Here is a 17,308-nt window from a genome sequence, read left to right on the forward strand (position 1 = left end):
ATTAAAACTCCTAAACTAAATTATATTTATCTATTAAATAATCTACTAGTTCTTTTTCATCTGAAAATGTTATTCCATATTCTATCTTAGGCTTATCTATAACTATAATATCTATATTTTCATCCATACAAGCTTTAAGCTTTTCAATAGTTCCACCAGCTTTTCCGCTGTCTTTTGTTATTAGTGCCTTTGCAGAATATTGATTTATAAAAGCTCTATTTAATTCATAACCTATAGGTCCTTTTATAGCTATAACATCTTCTACCTTAACTCCAATATTTAAAACATCTTGAAGTATTTTTGCGCTTGGAAGTATTCTATGTATTATTCTATTTTTTATATTAAGATTATAAATTGTTTCTATGTTTCTACTACCTGTAGTATTTAAAATATTTCCATCAATATTTTTAATTGTATCTTTTAATTCATCATATCCACTTATATAAGAAATCTTTTTATAATTTGATTCTTTTAAAACTCCAAGTCTTTCATATCTTATATAATCTATATTACATTCTTTAGCACTATCTATAGCATTTTTACTAACTTCCTTAGCGTAAGGATGACTTGCATCAACTAGAACCTTGATATTAAATTTATTTATTAAATTAACTAAGCCATCTTTATCAAGTGGCTTAGTGTTTAAATGTTTAAATTTATATTTTTTAAGTAATTCTCCACCATATTCTGTTGCAGTTGAAACTACAACTTCATCAGTAAATCTATTAATATATTTTAAAATATTTTTACCTTCTGATGTTCCAAGTATAAAACCTATCATTACTTATCACCTATTTTATATCCTCTTGGAGTTATAAATTTTCCATCCTTTATATAACTTTTTGAATTCCCAACTATAACAATACTCATCATGTCTACTATTTCTACATCAAATTTTTCTAAAGTAGTTATAGTATAACTCATATCATCTCTTAAGGCATTTCTAACTACTGCAATTGGAGTATTTCCATTTCTATAATTTTTAATTATATCTAAACATTCCTTTAAATACTCTGGTCTTCCCTTACTCTTTGGATTATATAAAGATATTATAAAATCACCTTCTGCTGCAAGCTTTACTCTTTTCTTAATATCTTCATAAGGAGTCATTAAATCACTTAAACTAATATTACAATTATCATGCATAAGTGGAGCACCTACAACTGAACCTGCTGCACTTGATGCTGTAAGTCCTGGTATTACTTCAACATTCTCATCTTCTCTAAGCTCTAATATAAGTCCTGCCATTCCATATATGCCTGAATCTCCAGTACTTATTAAAGCTACATTTTTATCTTTTGAAAGTTCTAAAGCTTTTTTACATCTTTCAACTTCCCCCCTCATACCAGTCTTAAATACTTCTTTTCCATCTACTAATTCTGAAACCATATCAATATACTTAGTATATCCAACTACTATATCTGCATTTGATATAGTTTCCTTAGCCTTTAATGTCATATGTTCTAATCCACCTGGACCAATTCCTATTACATATAATTTTCCCATTTATTCTTCTCCTTCACTAATTATCTCACCTATTGCTAATGTCATTCCATTAAATTTTATTTTCTTAACCGTAACAAAGCTATTTAATAAAGAAATTACCGGTTCACAAACTCCATAAACACCTAAAGTTTTAAATACAAAGTCACTTTTTTCATAATCTAAATTAACACTATTTATACTATCTCTATTAAATGTTATAAAATCACAGTTTAACTTTTTAGAAAGTTCTTTAATTGCTTTTTCATCTTTTTTTATATCTACAGAACCTATTTTACATACAGCTCTATAATCATAACCATGATTTTCTAATGTCTTTAACACGAATTTTTCTAATTCTTTAGGATTTGTTTCTTTTCTACAACCAATTCCTAAAACAACATCACGTCTTATAAGTTTTAAAATATTTTCTTCATTATATTTTTTATTTTTATTAGTAATTAAAACAGTGTTGCAATTTATATCTTCTGAATTAATATATCCATTCTCATTCTTTATAATATTTTTTTCATCTTTTATGAATACCTTTTTATTATTTACAAGTAAAGAGGCTATATTTTTACATATTTTAAAATTATCAATTATAAATCCATTTTCTTTTGCAATAACGTCTGGAGCTTTTATATTCATTCCATCAGTTGCGGTTGTAATAACTGGAGTATTCTTTAATATATTAGCTACCTTTAAAGTTAATTCATTAGCTCCACCTAAGTGTCCACTTAATAAGCTTATTGTAAAATTATTATTTACATCAACAACAACTACTGCAGGATCCTTTGATTTCCCTTTTAAGAGATTTGCAATCATTCTTATAGCTATTCCTGTTGAACTTATAAAAATGATTCCATCAAATTTTTCAAAATAATCACAAGCTACGCTTTTAATATCTAAATCTTCCTTAGATTTTAAAAATATTTCCGAACTTAAATTTTCTTTTAATTTATTAGCTAAAATATCTCCCTTTTTAGTAACACTAATAATTCCAATCATTTTTATTCCTTTGCATCTCTAAACATATGTGTAAATGACTTATCATATAATTTACTTTTTTCATAATCACAGTTTATAAAATCTCCAACTAATATTTGAGCACATTTTGTAATTCCAGCTTCTTTAACTTTTTCATTTATATCGTCAAGTGTTCCTAAAATTATTCTTTCATCTTCCCAAGTTGCTCTCTCTACAACAGCAATATTTACATTTCTTCCATAACCATTTCTTAACTTTTTAACTACTTTATCTATCATTGATATAGATAAGAATATTGCCATTGAAGCTCCAATACTTGCAAGCTTTTCTAAGTCCTCTCCTTCTGGAACCGGAGTTCTTCCTTCAACTCTAGTAAGTATTACTGTTTGAGTTACACTTGGAAGAGTAAACTCTTTTTTTATTGAAGATGCAGCTGCTGTAAATGAACTTACACCTGGAATAACTTTATATTCTATATTAAGTTTATCTAACTCATCCATTTGTTCTTTTATAGCACCATATATAGCTGGATCACCTGTATGTAATCTAACTATAATCTTATCTCTATTTTCTTTCATAACTTCTATAACTTCATCTAAAGTCATTTTAGCTGAATTATATATTTTCGCTGAACCTTTGCAAAACTTTAAATGTTCATTTGATACTAAAGAACCTGCATATATAACTACATCAGCACTTTCTAAAGTTTGTCTTCCTTTAACCGTAATTAAATCAACATCTCCTGGACCTGCTCCTATAAAATAAACCATAAATTATTCCTCCTTAGTCTCTACTTGCTATTATTAATGACATATATTCTCTTGAATTTATAATATCATCTCTATTTTCTAAAACTCTTTCTCCATCTCTACCAACTTTTTGAACACAAACATAGTCAAAACCTTTTTCTTCTAATAAATTTAAAACTTCCTCTTCTTTTTTATATACCTTCATTATTACAACATATTTTTCATCTTTAATATCAGAAATTCTTGCTGCTGGAAGTATTAGTAAAGGCTCATTTCCTATTACTAATGTTCTATTTACAAGACTTGCTGCTGCACAAAATGATGTTACTCCTGGTATAGTTACAACTTCTATTCCATTTTCTTTCATGTGTTTAAGCATATGTATGTATGTACTATAAACGTATGGATCTCCTATAGTTAAAAAACCTACAGTTTTTCCTGAATTTATTTCGTTTTCTATGTATTTATAAGCATCTTTTGCTTTTTCCACTCTATCTTTTTTTCCCATTGGAAAATGTTTAAGTATTACTTCTGTGTCTTTACCTATATATTCTTTTGCTGTTTCATAAGCTACACTTTCACCACCTTCAACAGCCACTGGTGAAACTATTATATCACATTGTTTTATTGCATTTACTGCCTTTATAGTTAAAAGTTCTGAATCTCCTGGTCCTACACCTATTCCATATAACTTAGCCATTTATGTCTTCCTTTCTACACTCTACTATAAATATTGGATTATTTGCTATAAGCATTAAACTTTTACCTTTTGATTTACTTACTTGTAACATTGTTACATATACTTTATAATTCAAGTTTTCTATAACTTTAATTGCATCATAAACATTTTTTAACGTTATAAAATTCATTACAAGTTTTCCAGAAGATTTAATTAATTTATTAGATAGTTTTAATATTTCTTCTAGTGATCCGCCACTACCTCCAACAAATATAGAATCAAACTTAATATTTTCATTTAAAAGTTTATTTAAATGTTCTACTGCATCTCCTTCTAAAAACTTTATATTATTACAATTAAACTTATTAAAATTTTTCTTACTTACATCGATAGCATCTTCATCTTTCTCAATTGAATATACAGTTCCCTTTGGGCAAAGCATTGAACACTGAACTGTAATTGAACCTGTTCCACTTCCTATATCTAATACATTAGAATCTTCTTTAATATCTAACTTACAAATAGAGTTTATTCTTATGTCCTCTTTTGTCATAGGACAATTTCCTCTTATAAACTCTTCATCTTTTATAAATTTCATTTCATCACTATCCTCTTTAAATATGCTCTATAATTATTACAGATAATTTATCATAATCTCCATTTTTTAAATCATTAGGATTACCTATAGTAATTTTTTCATCTTCATATGATAAATTTTCTCCAATATACACTTTTGAACAAACTTCATTTTCACTTAATAAATTGCATAATTTTTTTGGAGTATTTATAGTATCAGTTAACCAAACTGTTATTTTATTTTCTAATACTTTCTTTAAAAACTCATCTTCTCTTCCGTGTAAACTACTAAGATAAGCCTTGCTCCACATTATACCTACTTTACTTGCGAAGTATTGAAAAGAACTGATTCCAGGTATAACTTCTATATTTTCATCTATATTTTTCTTTAAATAATCTGTTATTCCATAAAATAATGGATCTCCTGATGCTATAACTGATACTACTTTTTCTTTATTTTTATTTATTTCATTTATTATTTCCTTAATTGAACTTACACATATAAAATCTTTTTTTAAAAATTCTATTGATTTTAAAGCTCTAGAAAATCCTATAATTATATCACTTTCATTTAAAGTAGAAATAGCCTTTGGTAATATATAATCCTTATTTCCAGGACCTATTCCAACTATATAAACCATAAAATCCCCTCCCTATATAGAGCTCCATAAAACTTTAGGACTTAATGGATCATAATACATAATAGCTTCACACTTCATTTCATTATAAGTGTAAATTTCCATTCTCTTTTTTATTTTTTCTACTATATTTTTGTATAATTCATTGTATCCATCACCTAAAAATTTAACTGCGCCTTCTGATGTTTTTTGTTCTAAAACTTCTTTAACAAAACCTATATCATAACCTAATAGTGCAAGCTCTAATCCTATTACTTCTAACCTTACATCGCTAACTCTACTATGAGTATTAAAACATCCATAAGCAATTTTACTAACTTTTCCTATATGACCAACTAAAATTACTTCTTTTATATTTAGATTTCTACAGCAATCAAGTGCGTATCCTACGAAATTAGATATTATAACTATTTCACTTTCTTCATATCCAAGTTGTTTACAAAGTCTTTCACCCATATTTCCAAATGTTAATATAAGTCTTTCATTATTTACAGCCTTTTGATTTATTTCTAGATTTATAGATGCTTTTAAAGCATCTTCAGACATTGGATATACTATTCCTGTTGTTCCAAGTATAGATATTCCTCCAACTATACCAAGTCTAGGATTAAAAGTTTTTTTACTAACTTCTTCTCCTTTTGGTATAAAAATTGTTATTTCCACCCCTTTATCTTTAGGCTTAACTTTCATAACTTCTTTTTTTATACAGTCTCTTGGTACTTTATTTATTGCAGGTTCTCCTTTTGGTATAAAAAGGCCATCTAAAGTAACCTTTCCTACCCCTTCTCCACCTTTTAATTTATATCCATTATCAATAATTTTAGCTCTTGCCCAAATATCTAAACCACTTGTTACATCTATGTCATCTCCACCATCTTTAATAATAGAGCATTCCACATAATCACTACCAAATTTTATATCATTTATTTCTAAATTTAATTTTATTCCTTTTGGAGTATCTATCTCTATATTTGTAATTTCTTCTTTATTAAAAAGCATATAAGTAGCTGCCTTTGCAGCTGCTGATGCACAAGAACCCGTTGTATATCCACATCTTAGTTTTTTTCCATCTGGACCTTCAACATACAAATCAAGCATATTAATTACTCTCTTTCATAAAGCATATACATAATAGCATTAACTATTGCTGTTGCAACTGTACTTCCACCTTTTCTTCCGTTTACTCTTATAAAAGGTATATTTAAATCCTCAAGCCCAACTTTACTTTCAGCAGCACCAACAAAACCTACTGGAACTGCAATTATAAGTTTAGGATTAGCTTTTCCTTCTTCTATAAGTTCTCTTAATTTAAAAAGTGCTGTAGGTGCATTCCCAAATACAAATATATCAACATTTTCTATTGATGCTCTCTCAACTCCAGCCATAGATCTAGTTATTCCTTTTTCTTTTGCTTCTTTGTGAACTTCCTCTAAGTTAACATAACATTTAGCTTCAGAATTTAAACTATTTAATGCTCTTTTATTTATTCCAGATACAATCATATTAGTATCTGTGTAAAGTTTTGCTCCTTTTTTAAAAGCTTCTTTACCAGCTTCTATTGCACCTTCACTTATATCTAATAAATTTTTGTACTCAAAATCAGCCGTTGTATGAATAACTCTTTTAACTATAAGAAGTTCCTCATCAGAAAAATTATGGTCTCCAAGTTCTTCTCCAATTATTTCAAAACTTCTTTTTTCGATTCCCATAGGATTTTTTATATAACTCATTAAATTTACCTTCTTTCAAAACAATATCTTTAGTAATTTTTATATCCTATAATTTCTTTTAAAAATTCTATATTTCCTAAAAAATTAACATGAGGATATCCTGCTATAGTATTATTTTTTTCATACCCACATGTCCACTCAACTTTTTTACCTAAAAAATTCTCTTTAGTAATTTTATAAACTTTTTCTTCATTTAAGTTAACTTTAGATTTATGGAACTCATGACAATTTATAGTTAAATTTTTATTATCCTTTAGTATAAGATTTGCATATCCAAATCTTTGTAATTTCCCAGTCATTTCACTATTCCCATCAAAAAAACCTACCATATCATACCCATCAATATTTTTTGTTAAATACATAAGTCCACCACATTCAGCAAAACACCTCAATCCACTTTCTAAAGATTTTTTAATACTATCTCTCATAGACTTATTTTTAGAAAGTTTTTCTTTAAATACTTCAGGATATCCTCCACCTAAATACAAGAAATCTAAATTTTTTGGTATTTCTTTATCATGTAATGGACTAAAATATATTAAGTTACCTATTTTTTTTAATATTTCTATATTTTCTTCATAATAAAAGCTAAATGCTTCATCTAAAGCAATACCTATATTTATGTTTTTATATTCTATATTTAAATTTTTATTTTCACTTTCAATACTCTTAAATTCATTTAATAATGCATCTATATCAATATTTTTTTCTATAATACTACTACAATAATCTATTTTTTCTTTTAAGTTACTTACTTCAATACTTTGAACTAAGCCAAGATGTCTACTTTCTAAGGATAAATTCTCATCCTTTTCTATGTATCCAAACACCTTAATATTACAATTTTTCTCTATAGCAGCTTTTAAAAGCATATAATAACTTTTACTTATTGAATTTAATATAACTCCTACTACATTAGCCCCTTTAAAATTAATTATTCCATTAATCTCTGCACAAAGAGTTACACTTTGTGCTCCTGGGGTAATAACCAAAAGTATTGGCATATCTTCAAGAACCTTTGATACATGATAAGTTGAAGCAAATGTGTCTATTCCTTTTCCATCATAAAGACCCATAACACCTTCTATTATTCCTAAATCTCCAGAGCCTTTTGAGTAAGTATATTTAACACCATCTTCTCCAATCAAAAATAAATCTAAATTTCTAGATGGTTTTCCTGTAATAAATTTATGAAAAGCTCCATCAATATAATCAGGACCAACTTTATATCCTTGTACATCAAATCCCTTTTTCATTAGCAAATTCATAAGTCCTAATGTAAAAGTTGTTTTGCCACCACCACTTTTATTTGAAGAAATAATTAAAGATTTCATACTTTAATCTCCTATCCTTTAAGTTTCTTAGTTTCTCCGATACCTTTAAACTTATCTTCTATTGCATCATTAATATGTTCTATGTATATGTCTCTAAAGCTTTTTTCTTCTCCTAAACCTTTCATATGTATATCTACTTCTATACCTTTACTTTCTAATATAGTTTTCCATGAATCTTCTTCATCTGATGCCATATCATTTTTAACATGATCTCCTGCAACTACCATAAGAGGTGCAAGCTTTACTTTTCTTATATTGTTTCTTTCTAATCTACTTATAACTGTATCTATTGTTGGGTAACCTTCTACTGTACCAACAAAAGCTCTTTCATATCCTTCATCATAAAGCATTGATTGAAGTGCCCCATATACAGCATTTGAATAATGCATACTTCCATGACCAAATAAAACTACTGCTTCATCTTCTTTTGAATCTAATACATGCTTTATACTATCTATAAATATAGAATAGTCATTTGGTGCTTCTTCTTCTCCTTGATAAAAGAATATTGGTCTTCCAAATTTTAAAACTCTAAAATCATCTTTAAATTTTAATACATTTCCTTTTACATAATCATATTCTTCTCCAGGTATAATATGAAGTGGTTGTACTATTACTTCCTCATAACCTAATTCTTTTAATTTCTCAAGTATAAACTCTGGTTTATCAACTTGTATATTATGTACTCTTTTTAATTTATTAATTATCATATGAGAAGTAAAAGCTCTAAATATATCGTATTCATTAAAATTTTCTTTTATTTCTTTTTCTATTTTTTCAATTGAGTTTTCTAATGCATCTAAATAACTTGTACCAAAACTAACTACTAAAATTGCCTTTTTCATTTTTCACCTCTAAACTTATTTTTAAAAACAAAAGCACCTTTACCTCAAAGGATAAAAGTGCTAATAAATTGCAACATATAAGTAAAAAATTAAATATCATCTTAAATATTACTAAATATAACCTATATTCCTTCCCTCCGAAGAATAGATACTTATTTATAGGCAGGTTTCCTGACTTAAGGGTCACTCTTGTTTAATCCTTCCCGAAAAAATTCAGTGGTTATATTAAACTTGTCTCCTATTCACAGTAGCGGGGGCTGTAATGGTCTCACACCATTTTCCCTTTTAAAATATAACTTTATTTATATTCACCTATAAAATATTTATTTACTTTTCTCGTTCATTAATTATATATTAATTTTTAATAATATTCAACTTTCTTTACTACTTAATTTTAAATTATTCTTTTATATAAAATTTATATATAGTTTGCTTTTTATATTCATTATCTTTAAGAAGTATAGAGTCTTCTATAAAGGAATTATTTCTTCCAATTGGAGGACTTTGCGTTTCTATAGCTATCCCACTTCTAATATTTGCACACTTTCCATTTTCAATAACTCTATCATCTGGAAAGTTTAAAGAATATAAAACTACTGCCTTTTGATTTGTATAAACATCCATGCATCTTCCTGAAGTCTCATCCCAAAGCCTTACTTTAACATTATCTCCTTCGTGAAGTAGCCAAGGGTGATCATATCCTGAACCAATTTTTAATTGATAATTATTTTTTTCTATATCTCTCCCTATAGTTTTTGGTATTATAAAATCAAATGGAGAATAAGTTAAATCTATTAAATTTCCAGTTGGAACTTGTGTATTATCCAATTCTATTAAATAATCACTATCTACATATAAACAATGATTTAGTACAGTTTCTTTTTTATATCCAGATAAATTAAAATAACTATGATTAGTTAAGTTTAAAAGAGTATCTTCATCTGAAATTCCTCTATAATCAATCTTTAATGAACAATCTTCTGTTACTGTATATCTTACAATAACATCTAAATTACCAGGATATCCTTCTTCTTTGTTTTTACTTTTAAAAGAAAATTCCATATAACTTTCTTTTGGGCCAATATTTGTTTTTACATCCATTACTTTTTTATCAAAGCCCTTGTCCCCTCCATGACCTTGATGAATTCCATAATTTTTATTAAACTCTAAAACCTTATTATTAAATAGTACTTTTCCTTCACAAACTCTTCCAGAAGTTCTTCCAATTAGAGCACCAAAATAAGATGGATTATCTTTATAGTCATTAATATCTTTGTATTTCAGAACTACATTTTCTAACTTGCCATTTTTATCTTTCACCATAATATCTGTTATTATAGCTCCATAATTAAGAGCTGTTACAGAAAAACCTTTAGAATTCGTTATAGTATAACTTTTAATTTCATTTGAATCAAACTTTGCAATTACCTTTTTATCTAATTTCACCTTTTCACCCTCACAAAATAAAATTTATATTACATCCCATACATATTTATTAATTTTTCGTAATGAATAGTCCTCTTTTAAATTTAATTCTAGAAATTTATATAATTATCAAAAGCTAACATACCCTCCTTAAATAATTTTAATTTAAATATATTTTTAAATTATAGAAAATGTTTTCATAACTGTGATTTAATTTTAGTAAAATATTATCTTAGTGTCAATTACATATAAATGTTTTTTCACAAAACTTTTTTATTTAAATTAATTAAAATTTATTTATTATTTAAAGCAAATTTTGCCAAAAAGTAAATATATATATCAAAAGGACTTTTTCTTTTATGAAAAAGTCCTTTTAGTTAAAATCTAATCTCTACTTAACTAAATAGTATTACTTTTAAAATTAAATATTTTTATTTAAATCTATATATAAATTATTTTTATTCTGCACATGCTTCCATTCTCTTTTTATTTAATTCTTCATTTACTTCTAAAAGCTTATTTTTAGAAAGATTATATACAAAAATTAATATTAATGTTGTAAAAGCTAGTCCAACAAAATTTGCTCCACAAATTATATTTTTTATTCCAACACCTACTGCCTCAACTTGAGCAGAAGCGCCTGATTCATACCCTAAAAATCCTAAAGCAAATCCTCCAACACCACCAGCAATTGCTTGTGATAATTTTCTACATAATGAGTAAGAAGAATATACTATTCCCTCATTTCTTTCTCCACTTAAATATTCTTGATAGTCAATAACATCTGAAACTAATGCCCATATTAATGCATTTACAAGTCCTGTACCTAATCCAGCTATCATAGTTAATCCAATATATAAATAAGGATTAGTTATTGGCATAATAAATAATACTAAATAAACTAACATTGCTAAAATTGAACCACCAATTGTTGCCTCTTTTTTTCCGAACTTTCTCACTATTATTCCAACAAAAGGTAATATAGCAAATGTAGGTAATATAGTAGCTATTCCCCCTAAAGTAATAAGCCCTGCATTATGAAAATATTCTTTATATAAATATGCATTTAGTGAAGCTCCTGTGAACATAGCAGCAAGCATAGTAAATGATGCTAAAGTTACTCCTATAAACGCTCTATTTTTTATAAGTATTTTTATTGTGCTACCTACATTTACCTTTTTACTATCATTTGCTTTATAAACTATTCTTTCTGTTGTTAATCTAAACGTTATCATATAACTTATAGAAGATATTATTGCAAATATTACTGCACATTTAAAGAATCCTCCTGCTGTTACTACACCATCAGTAAATACTATTTTAGGAACTACTAACATTACTAATAAATTTGCTCCAATTGAACCAATATTTCTAAATGTTGAAAGTGCTGTTCTTTCATTTGGATCTGATGTCATAACTGAAGCTAAAGATCCATATGGTATATTAACAGCTGTGTATAACATACCGAAAGCAATATATGTTACATAAGCATATAAAACTTTCATATTATCTGGAAGACCTGGAATAGCTGTAAATGCTAGAACTCCAACTAAACTCATAGGTATTCCAAACTTAACTACATAAGGTTTAAATTTTCCATGTTCTGTATGTTTGTTTTTATCAACAATAATTCCCATTATAGGATCGTTTATAGCATCCCATATTCTAGCAACTATAAACAAAGTACCTACGGCCGTTGCACTTATTCCTAATACATCTGTATAAAATAGCATTAAGTAACTACTAACAAACATAAAGAATGCTCCACACCCAAAATCTCCAAAAGCATATCCAATTTTATCCCCATTATTAAATTCTTTTGTTTTGTTTCCTTTTGCACTAATAATATCTAAAACGCTCATATGTTAACCCCTTCCAAAATACTTAACAGAATTTTTATAACAAATATTTTCTACTATTTCACCTAATATTTCTTCATCATAAGGATATTGTCCACTTTCAACTAATGCTCCAATGTAATTGCATAATATCCTTCTAAAATATTCATGTCTTGTATAAGACAAAAAGCTTCTTGAGTCTGTAACCATACCAACAAATTGACTAATAAGCCCAAGTTGTGATAATGCAGTCATTTGTCTTTCCATTCCATCCTTTTGGTCATTAAACCACCAACCTGATCCAAATTGTATTTTTCCACAAATATTTTGACCTTGAAAATTTCCAATCATAGTTCCTATAACTTCATTGTCCTTAGGATTTAAACAATACAAAATCGTCTTTGGTAGATTATCTTCTTTATCTAATTCATCCAATATTCTTGAAAGTGAATATGCTATTTCTCCGTCATCAATACTATCAAATCCAGCATCTGCTCCCACTTTATTGAACATTTTAGTATTATTGTTTCTTAAAGCTCCTATATGTAATTGCATTATCATATTTCTCTTTGAGTACATTTTTCCCAAAGAAATTAATAGTGCTATAGAATATATTGATGCTTCTTTTTCAGAAATTTCTTTACCATCTAATGCTTTTATAAATATCTCATTAACCTCTTCATATGAAAACTTCAAAAAGTTTATTCTCTCCAAACTATGATCTGTAATCATACAACCATTTTCATAAAAATAATCTAATCTAAATTCAAGTGCTTTTTCTAAATCATTAAAACATTTTATTTCTAAATTACTTACTTCTGATAATAATTTTATATATTCTATAAATCCTTCATTTTTAATCTTCATAGCCTTTTCAGGTCTAAATGTTGGTGCAACAATACATTTAAAACTACTATCTTCTTTAATTTGCTTGTGAAACCTTAAATCATCTATAGGATCATCTGTAGTACCTATATACTCTACATTTGCCATTTCGATAAGCTTTCTTGCTGTTAATTTATTATCTTTTATTGACTTATTACATTTATCCCATATAACCTTTGCTGTTTTTTCACTTAAAATTTCTTCCACACCAAAGAATCTTTTAAGTTCTAAATGAGACCAATGATAAATTGGATTTCCAATTAAATATGGCATCATTTTAGCAAATTCATAAAATTTTTCATAATCACTAGCATCACCAGTTATATACTTTTCATCTATACCATAGCTTCTCATAGCCCTCCACTTATAGTGGTCATGGTATAGCCACATTTCAGTAATATTTTTAAACTCATGATCTGTGGCTATTTCCATTGGGACTAGGTGACAGTGATAATCAAACACTGGCACCTTTGAAGCATAATTATGATATAAAACTTTTGACACTTCATTTTCTAGTAAAAAGTCTTTATTCATAAATTTCTTCATATTAAAAAACTCCCCTTAAATTTTATTTTTCCCCTTTATTAATTGCTTCTATTAACCCATTAATATAAACTGCTCCTAAAGCTCTGTCATATAGTCCGTATCCTGGTCTTCCAGTTTCTCCCCAAATCATTCTTCCATGATCTGGTCTATATGGTCCATCAAAATCATAATCACAATATGCTTTCACAATTTTATAAAAATCTAAAGAACCTGATTCTGATAAATGAGAAACTTCATTAAAGCTGCTATCTCCAGTTATCTTAACATTTCTAAGATGGGCAAAATGTATTCTATTTCTTTCTTTACCAAAATAATTTATCATTTCAACAATATCATTTACCTTTGTACAGCCTAATGATCCTGTACATAAAGTTACTCCATGATATGGACTATCATATAAATCTATAAATCTCTTTAAATTTTCAAAATTTGTTATTATTCTTGGAAGACCAAATATTCCCCATGGTGGATCATCTGGATGTATAGCCATTTTCATTTTAACTTCATCAGCTACTTTCATTATTCTTTGGATAAAATAATTTAAATTTTCCCATAAAGCTTCTTCATCTATATTTTTATATTGATCTAATAATCCTTTAAGTCCACCTTCACCATAAGATGTATCCCAACCAGGTAATTCTAATTCACCTAAAGCAGGATCCATTTTCTTTACTTGTTCTTCATCATATATTAAACATGTTGAACCATCTTCTAATTCATAATTTAAATCAGATCTTGTCCAATCAAAAACTGGCATGAAATTATAGCATATTGTATCTATACCTGCCTCTGCTAAATTTCTAATAGTTTGTATATAATTATCTATATACTTATCTCTTGTAGGTAATCCAAGTTTTATATCTTCATGAACAGGTACACTCTCAATTACTGAAAGCTCTAATCCATGACTTTCAACTTCATTTTTCAATTCTAAAATTCTCTCTAATGGCCACACTTCACCGACTGGAATATCATAAATCGCTGTTACTATACCTTTCATTCCTGGTATTTGTTTTATGTATTCAATTTTTACAGGATCATCTTTGCCATACCACCTAAATGTCATTTTCACGATTTTATCACCTCTTACCCTTTAATTTTTTTAAATTTTGAAATAAACTCTTTTGCTGTGTTTTCTATATCATTAAGAGATCCTTTAATTAATGAACTACCAACTCCAACACAAGCAACCCCATTCTCAAACCATTCTTCAATATTATCTACTGATACTCCACCAGTTGGCATTACTTCAACATTTGGAATAGGTGCTTTTATTGCCTTTACAAATTTTGCACCAAATAAATCTCCTGGGAATAACTTAATCATTTTATTTCCAGCATCCATAGCTTTCATTATTTCTGCAACAGTCATACAACCTGGTAAATATAAAACATTCATTGCTTTACAAACTGTATTTATTTCTTCGCTATAACCTGGACTTACAACATATTTTGCACCTGCTTCAATTGCATCAGAAGCCATTTTTCCATTTAAAACACTACCAACTCCAATTAAAGCTTGTTCATTTGAACTATATTCCCTTATAAGTTCAACTACATTAGGTATAGTGTAAGTAAGCTCTAATGATTTGATTCCACCTTTTAAACAAGCTTCCATATATCCTTTTGCTTGTTCATGGCTTTCTCCTCTAATTACAGCTACGATACCATTAGCTTTTAATTCATCTAAAATCATTCACATTCCTCCTAAACCCCTGAGTAAGCTGAAAATGCTCCATCAACTGGAATAACAACTCCATTTACAAAGCTTGATGCTTCTTCAGATACTAAGTACAATAATGTTCCTATTAACTCATCAGCTTCACCAAATCTTTTCATTGGTGTACTATTAAGTATTTTTTCTGTTCTCGCAGTTGGTGTTCCATCTTCATTAAATAATAATTTTCTATTTTGATCTGTTACAAAAAATCCTGGTGCTATTGCATTTACTCTAACACCAACCTTTGACATATGAACTGCAAGCCATTGAGTAAAATTACTTACTGCTGCCTTTGCACCTGAATATGCAGGTATTTTTGTAAGAGGTGTAAATGCGTTCATTGATGATATGTTAATTATTGTTGCACCTTTTTTATTTATCATATCTTTACTAAACTCTTGTGATGGAAGTAAAGTTCCTAAGAAATTTAAGTTAAATACAAATTCTACTCCTTTAGGATCTAAATCAAAAAATGTTGTTAAACTCTCATTTTCTATATCCTCTGCATCTAAGTACTCCTTAGTAGTAGTTCCCTTTGGGTGATTTCCACCAGCACCATTTATTAAGATATCAACTGTTCCAAATTCATTAAGTATTATTTCATGAGCTTTCTTTAAGCTTTCTTTATCTAAAACATTAGCTTCAATTCCTATTGCAATTCCGCCTTTTTCATTTATCTCTTTTGCCTTGTTATCGCAAGCTTCTTGACCTAACGCTAATATTGCAACTTTAGCTCCACATTCTGCTAAAGCATCAGCCATAGCCCCACAAAGAATTCCTGTTCCACCTGTAACAACACAAACTTTATCTTTTAATTCAATATTAAATGGTAATTTCATTCTTATTCCTCCCCACATCTGTTATACTTGTATACTAGCATATTAATATATGAATTTCAATAGTTTTTTGTATACATTTTCATAAATATTATAAATTTTTTTAATAAAGTTTATATAATATTAATAAGTAACTAAATTCAATACTATTATCTATTTACAATAAATCATTTAGCATTGTAATCTAAGCTATTTAAAATACATTTTTATTTATATAAAATAAAAGCACTTAAAATTATTTTTTAATCAATAATTTTAAGTGCTAAATAATTTATTTTTTATTTTTTATATAACATGCTACATCACTATTTTCTTCTATTAACTTTTCCCACTCCTTAATTGGAGACTTTATATGATTAAATACAAATTCCTCAATTACGTCCTTATTTTTATTTTTTATAATATCTAAATACATCATATGCTGATCAATTAAAAACCCTTTATCAACTTTCATTTCTGCTAATAATCTCATTCTATTATAATGGGTGCTTATATTACTTATAGATTCCCATATATTATTTTTTGATACTCCTTTAAAAAGTAATCTATGAAATTCATTATCCAAATTATGAAATTCAAGTAAATTATCAGCCCTATTTTTAGTTATCTTTTGAGCAAATAAACATTTCTCTAATTCTATTAGAACATCTTCTGAAAAATTATCACAAGCTTCCATTAATACTTCTTTTTCCAAATTATATCTCATAAAAACTGCTTCCTCTATTATTTTCCAGTCTATTAATGATACATATGTTCCAGCTTGAGGCTTAACTTCAATTAATTTTTCTCCTTTTAATTTTATTAAAACTTCTCTTATAGGCGTTCTTGAAACATTTAATTTTTTTGCTAAATCTGATTCACTTATTAATTCTTCTGGCTTTAATTCTAAACACATTATATTATCTTTTAATACTCTATATACATACTCCTTCCCCGTCTCTTTATCTAACTTTTTATAAATAATCAATTATAATACCCCCTATTATAGTATCTAAATTATTCAATACTATCTCCAGTATACTAGTATGATAGCTAT

The 17,308-nt window shown here is 27.4% G+C and carries 18 protein-coding genes and 1 riboswitch; all 18 genes read right to left on the reverse strand.

Annotated features, from left to right (window positions below):
* Positions 1-10: 10 nt before the first annotated feature.
* The 18 genes from Q4E08_RS01870 to Q4E08_RS01955 all read right to left on the reverse strand — a co-directional run bounded on the left by Q4E08_RS01870 (position 11) and on the right by Q4E08_RS01955 (position 17,239).
* Complete coding sequence (locus Q4E08_RS01870) at positions 11-781, reverse strand: cobalt-precorrin-6A reductase (RefSeq protein WP_303127571.1); 771 nt, start codon at positions 779-781, stop codon at positions 11-13.
* Positions 781-1,506: a precorrin-3B C(17)-methyltransferase gene (gene cobJ / locus Q4E08_RS01875; protein WP_303127573.1), complete on the reverse strand. Its 726-nt coding sequence runs from the start codon at positions 1,504-1,506 to the stop codon at positions 781-783. The genes Q4E08_RS01870 and cobJ overlap by 1 nt, the downstream gene beginning before the upstream one ends.
* The gene (gene cbiG / locus Q4E08_RS01880; RefSeq protein ID WP_303127576.1) at positions 1,507-2,493 is read right to left on the reverse strand and encodes a cobalt-precorrin 5A hydrolase; all 987 of its coding nucleotides are present in this window, start codon (positions 2,491-2,493) and stop codon (positions 1,507-1,509) included.
* Between the two features lie 2 nt (positions 2,494-2,495).
* Positions 2,496-3,242, reverse strand: coding sequence for a precorrin-4 C(11)-methyltransferase (cobM, locus tag Q4E08_RS01885; protein WP_303127579.1), 747 nt, complete (start codon positions 3,240-3,242; stop codon positions 2,496-2,498).
* Positions 3,243-3,255: 13 nt separating this feature from the next.
* On the reverse strand, positions 3,256-3,921 hold the full coding sequence (locus Q4E08_RS01890; RefSeq protein WP_303127582.1) for a cobalt-factor II C(20)-methyltransferase: 666 nt from the start codon (positions 3,919-3,921) through the stop codon (positions 3,256-3,258).
* Complete coding sequence (gene cbiT / locus Q4E08_RS01895; protein WP_303127584.1) at positions 3,914-4,498, reverse strand: precorrin-6Y C5,15-methyltransferase (decarboxylating) subunit CbiT; 585 nt, start codon at positions 4,496-4,498, stop codon at positions 3,914-3,916. Before cbiT ends, Q4E08_RS01890 begins: the two co-directional genes overlap by 8 nt.
* A gap of 16 nt (positions 4,499-4,514) precedes the next feature.
* Positions 4,515-5,117: a precorrin-6y C5,15-methyltransferase (decarboxylating) subunit CbiE gene (gene cbiE, locus Q4E08_RS01900; RefSeq protein WP_303127586.1), complete on the reverse strand. Its 603-nt coding sequence runs from the start codon at positions 5,115-5,117 to the stop codon at positions 4,515-4,517.
* 12 nt (positions 5,118-5,129) lie between these two features.
* Positions 5,130-6,212 (reverse strand): cobalt-precorrin-5B (C(1))-methyltransferase CbiD, encoded by a 1,083-nt coding sequence (cbiD, locus tag Q4E08_RS01905; protein WP_303127588.1) that lies wholly within the window; start codon positions 6,210-6,212, stop codon positions 5,130-5,132.
* Positions 6,213-6,217: 5 nt separating this feature from the next.
* Positions 6,218-6,844 (reverse strand): precorrin-8X methylmutase, encoded by a 627-nt coding sequence (locus Q4E08_RS01910; RefSeq protein WP_303127591.1) that lies wholly within the window; start codon positions 6,842-6,844, stop codon positions 6,218-6,220.
* A 29-nt stretch (positions 6,845-6,873) separates the two neighbouring features.
* Complete coding sequence (locus Q4E08_RS01915) at positions 6,874-8,178, reverse strand: cobyrinate a,c-diamide synthase (protein ID WP_303127594.1); 1,305 nt, start codon at positions 8,176-8,178, stop codon at positions 6,874-6,876.
* Between the two features lie 11 nt (positions 8,179-8,189).
* Positions 8,190-9,023: a sirohydrochlorin cobaltochelatase gene (locus tag Q4E08_RS01920; RefSeq protein ID WP_303127600.1), complete on the reverse strand. Its 834-nt coding sequence runs from the start codon at positions 9,021-9,023 to the stop codon at positions 8,190-8,192.
* 143 nt (positions 9,024-9,166) lie between these two features.
* A riboswitch (cobalamin riboswitch) is annotated at positions 9,167-9,354 on the reverse strand.
* Positions 9,355-9,422: 68 nt separating this feature from the next.
* Positions 9,423-10,469 carry an aldose epimerase family protein gene (locus Q4E08_RS01925; protein WP_303127603.1) on the reverse strand — a complete coding sequence of 349 codons (1,047 nt, stop codon included), beginning with the start codon at positions 10,467-10,469 and terminating at the stop codon, positions 9,423-9,425.
* 437 nt (positions 10,470-10,906) lie between these two features.
* Entirely contained in the window at positions 10,907-12,310 is a 1,404-nt protein-coding gene (locus Q4E08_RS01930) for a glycoside-pentoside-hexuronide (GPH):cation symporter (protein ID WP_303127605.1), read from the reverse strand.
* Between the two features lie 3 nt (positions 12,311-12,313).
* Positions 12,314-13,717: a glucuronate isomerase gene (gene uxaC, locus Q4E08_RS01935; RefSeq protein ID WP_303127607.1), complete on the reverse strand. Its 1,404-nt coding sequence runs from the start codon at positions 13,715-13,717 to the stop codon at positions 12,314-12,316.
* A gap of 22 nt (positions 13,718-13,739) precedes the next feature.
* Positions 13,740-14,789: a mannonate dehydratase gene (gene uxuA, locus Q4E08_RS01940; RefSeq protein ID WP_303127609.1), complete on the reverse strand. Its 1,050-nt coding sequence runs from the start codon at positions 14,787-14,789 to the stop codon at positions 13,740-13,742.
* Between the two features lie 14 nt (positions 14,790-14,803).
* The gene (gene eda, locus Q4E08_RS01945; RefSeq protein WP_303127612.1) at positions 14,804-15,412 is read right to left on the reverse strand and encodes a bifunctional 4-hydroxy-2-oxoglutarate aldolase/2-dehydro-3-deoxy-phosphogluconate aldolase; all 609 of its coding nucleotides are present in this window, start codon (positions 15,410-15,412) and stop codon (positions 14,804-14,806) included.
* Between the two features lie 11 nt (positions 15,413-15,423).
* A complete protein-coding gene (locus tag Q4E08_RS01950; protein ID WP_303127614.1) occupies positions 15,424-16,275 on the reverse strand; it encodes an SDR family oxidoreductase in 852 nt (283 codons plus the stop codon).
* Between the two features lie 268 nt (positions 16,276-16,543).
* Positions 16,544-17,239, reverse strand: coding sequence for a GntR family transcriptional regulator (locus Q4E08_RS01955; protein WP_303127616.1), 696 nt, complete (start codon positions 17,237-17,239; stop codon positions 16,544-16,546).
* Positions 17,240-17,308: the final 69 nt, after the last annotated feature.

Source organism: Clostridium sp. (assembly GCF_030532265.1).
Taxonomy (GTDB): Bacteria; Bacillota; Clostridia; order Clostridiales; family Clostridiaceae; genus Clostridium.

What these genes read in the sequence shown, in the direction of transcription:
- Q4E08_RS01870 (WP_303127571.1), bottom strand. Translation starts at nt 781, where the DNA reads ATGATAGGTTTTATACTTGGAACATCAGAAGGTAAAAATATTTTAAAA.
- cobJ (WP_303127573.1), bottom strand. Translation starts at nt 1,506, where the DNA reads ATGGGAAAATTATATGTAATAGGAATTGGTCCAGGTGGATTAGAACAT.
- cbiG (WP_303127576.1), bottom strand. Translation starts at nt 2,493, where the DNA reads ATGATTGGAATTATTAGTGTTACTAAAAAGGGAGATATTTTAGCTAAT.
- cobM (WP_303127579.1), bottom strand. Translation starts at nt 3,242, where the DNA reads ATGGTTTATTTTATAGGAGCAGGTCCAGGAGATGTTGATTTAATTACG.
- Q4E08_RS01890 (WP_303127582.1), bottom strand. Translation starts at nt 3,921, where the DNA reads ATGGCTAAGTTATATGGAATAGGTGTAGGACCAGGAGATTCAGAACTT.
- cbiT (WP_303127584.1), bottom strand. Translation starts at nt 4,498, where the DNA reads ATGAAATTTATAAAAGATGAAGAGTTTATAAGAGGAAATTGTCCTATG.
- cbiE (WP_303127586.1), bottom strand. Translation starts at nt 5,117, where the DNA reads ATGGTTTATATAGTTGGAATAGGTCCTGGAAATAAGGATTATATATTA.
- cbiD (WP_303127588.1), bottom strand. Translation starts at nt 6,212, where the DNA reads ATGCTTGATTTGTATGTTGAAGGTCCAGATGGAAAAAAACTAAGATGT.
- Q4E08_RS01910 (WP_303127591.1), bottom strand. Translation starts at nt 6,844, where the DNA reads ATGAGTTATATAAAAAATCCTATGGGAATCGAAAAAAGAAGTTTTGAA.
- Q4E08_RS01915 (WP_303127594.1), bottom strand. Translation starts at nt 8,178, where the DNA reads ATGAAATCTTTAATTATTTCTTCAAATAAAAGTGGTGGTGGCAAAACA.
- Q4E08_RS01920 (WP_303127600.1), bottom strand. Translation starts at nt 9,023, where the DNA reads ATGAAAAAGGCAATTTTAGTAGTTAGTTTTGGTACAAGTTATTTAGAT.
- Q4E08_RS01930 (WP_303127605.1), bottom strand. Translation starts at nt 12,310, where the DNA reads ATGAGCGTTTTAGATATTATTAGTGCAAAAGGAAACAAAACAAAAGAA.
- uxaC (WP_303127607.1), bottom strand. Translation starts at nt 13,717, where the DNA reads ATGAAGAAATTTATGAATAAAGACTTTTTACTAGAAAATGAAGTGTCA.
- eda (WP_303127612.1), bottom strand. Translation starts at nt 15,412, where the DNA reads ATGATTTTAGATGAATTAAAAGCTAATGGTATCGTAGCTGTAATTAGA.
- Q4E08_RS01950 (WP_303127614.1), bottom strand. Translation starts at nt 16,275, where the DNA reads ATGAAATTACCATTTAATATTGAATTAAAAGATAAAGTTTGTGTTGTT.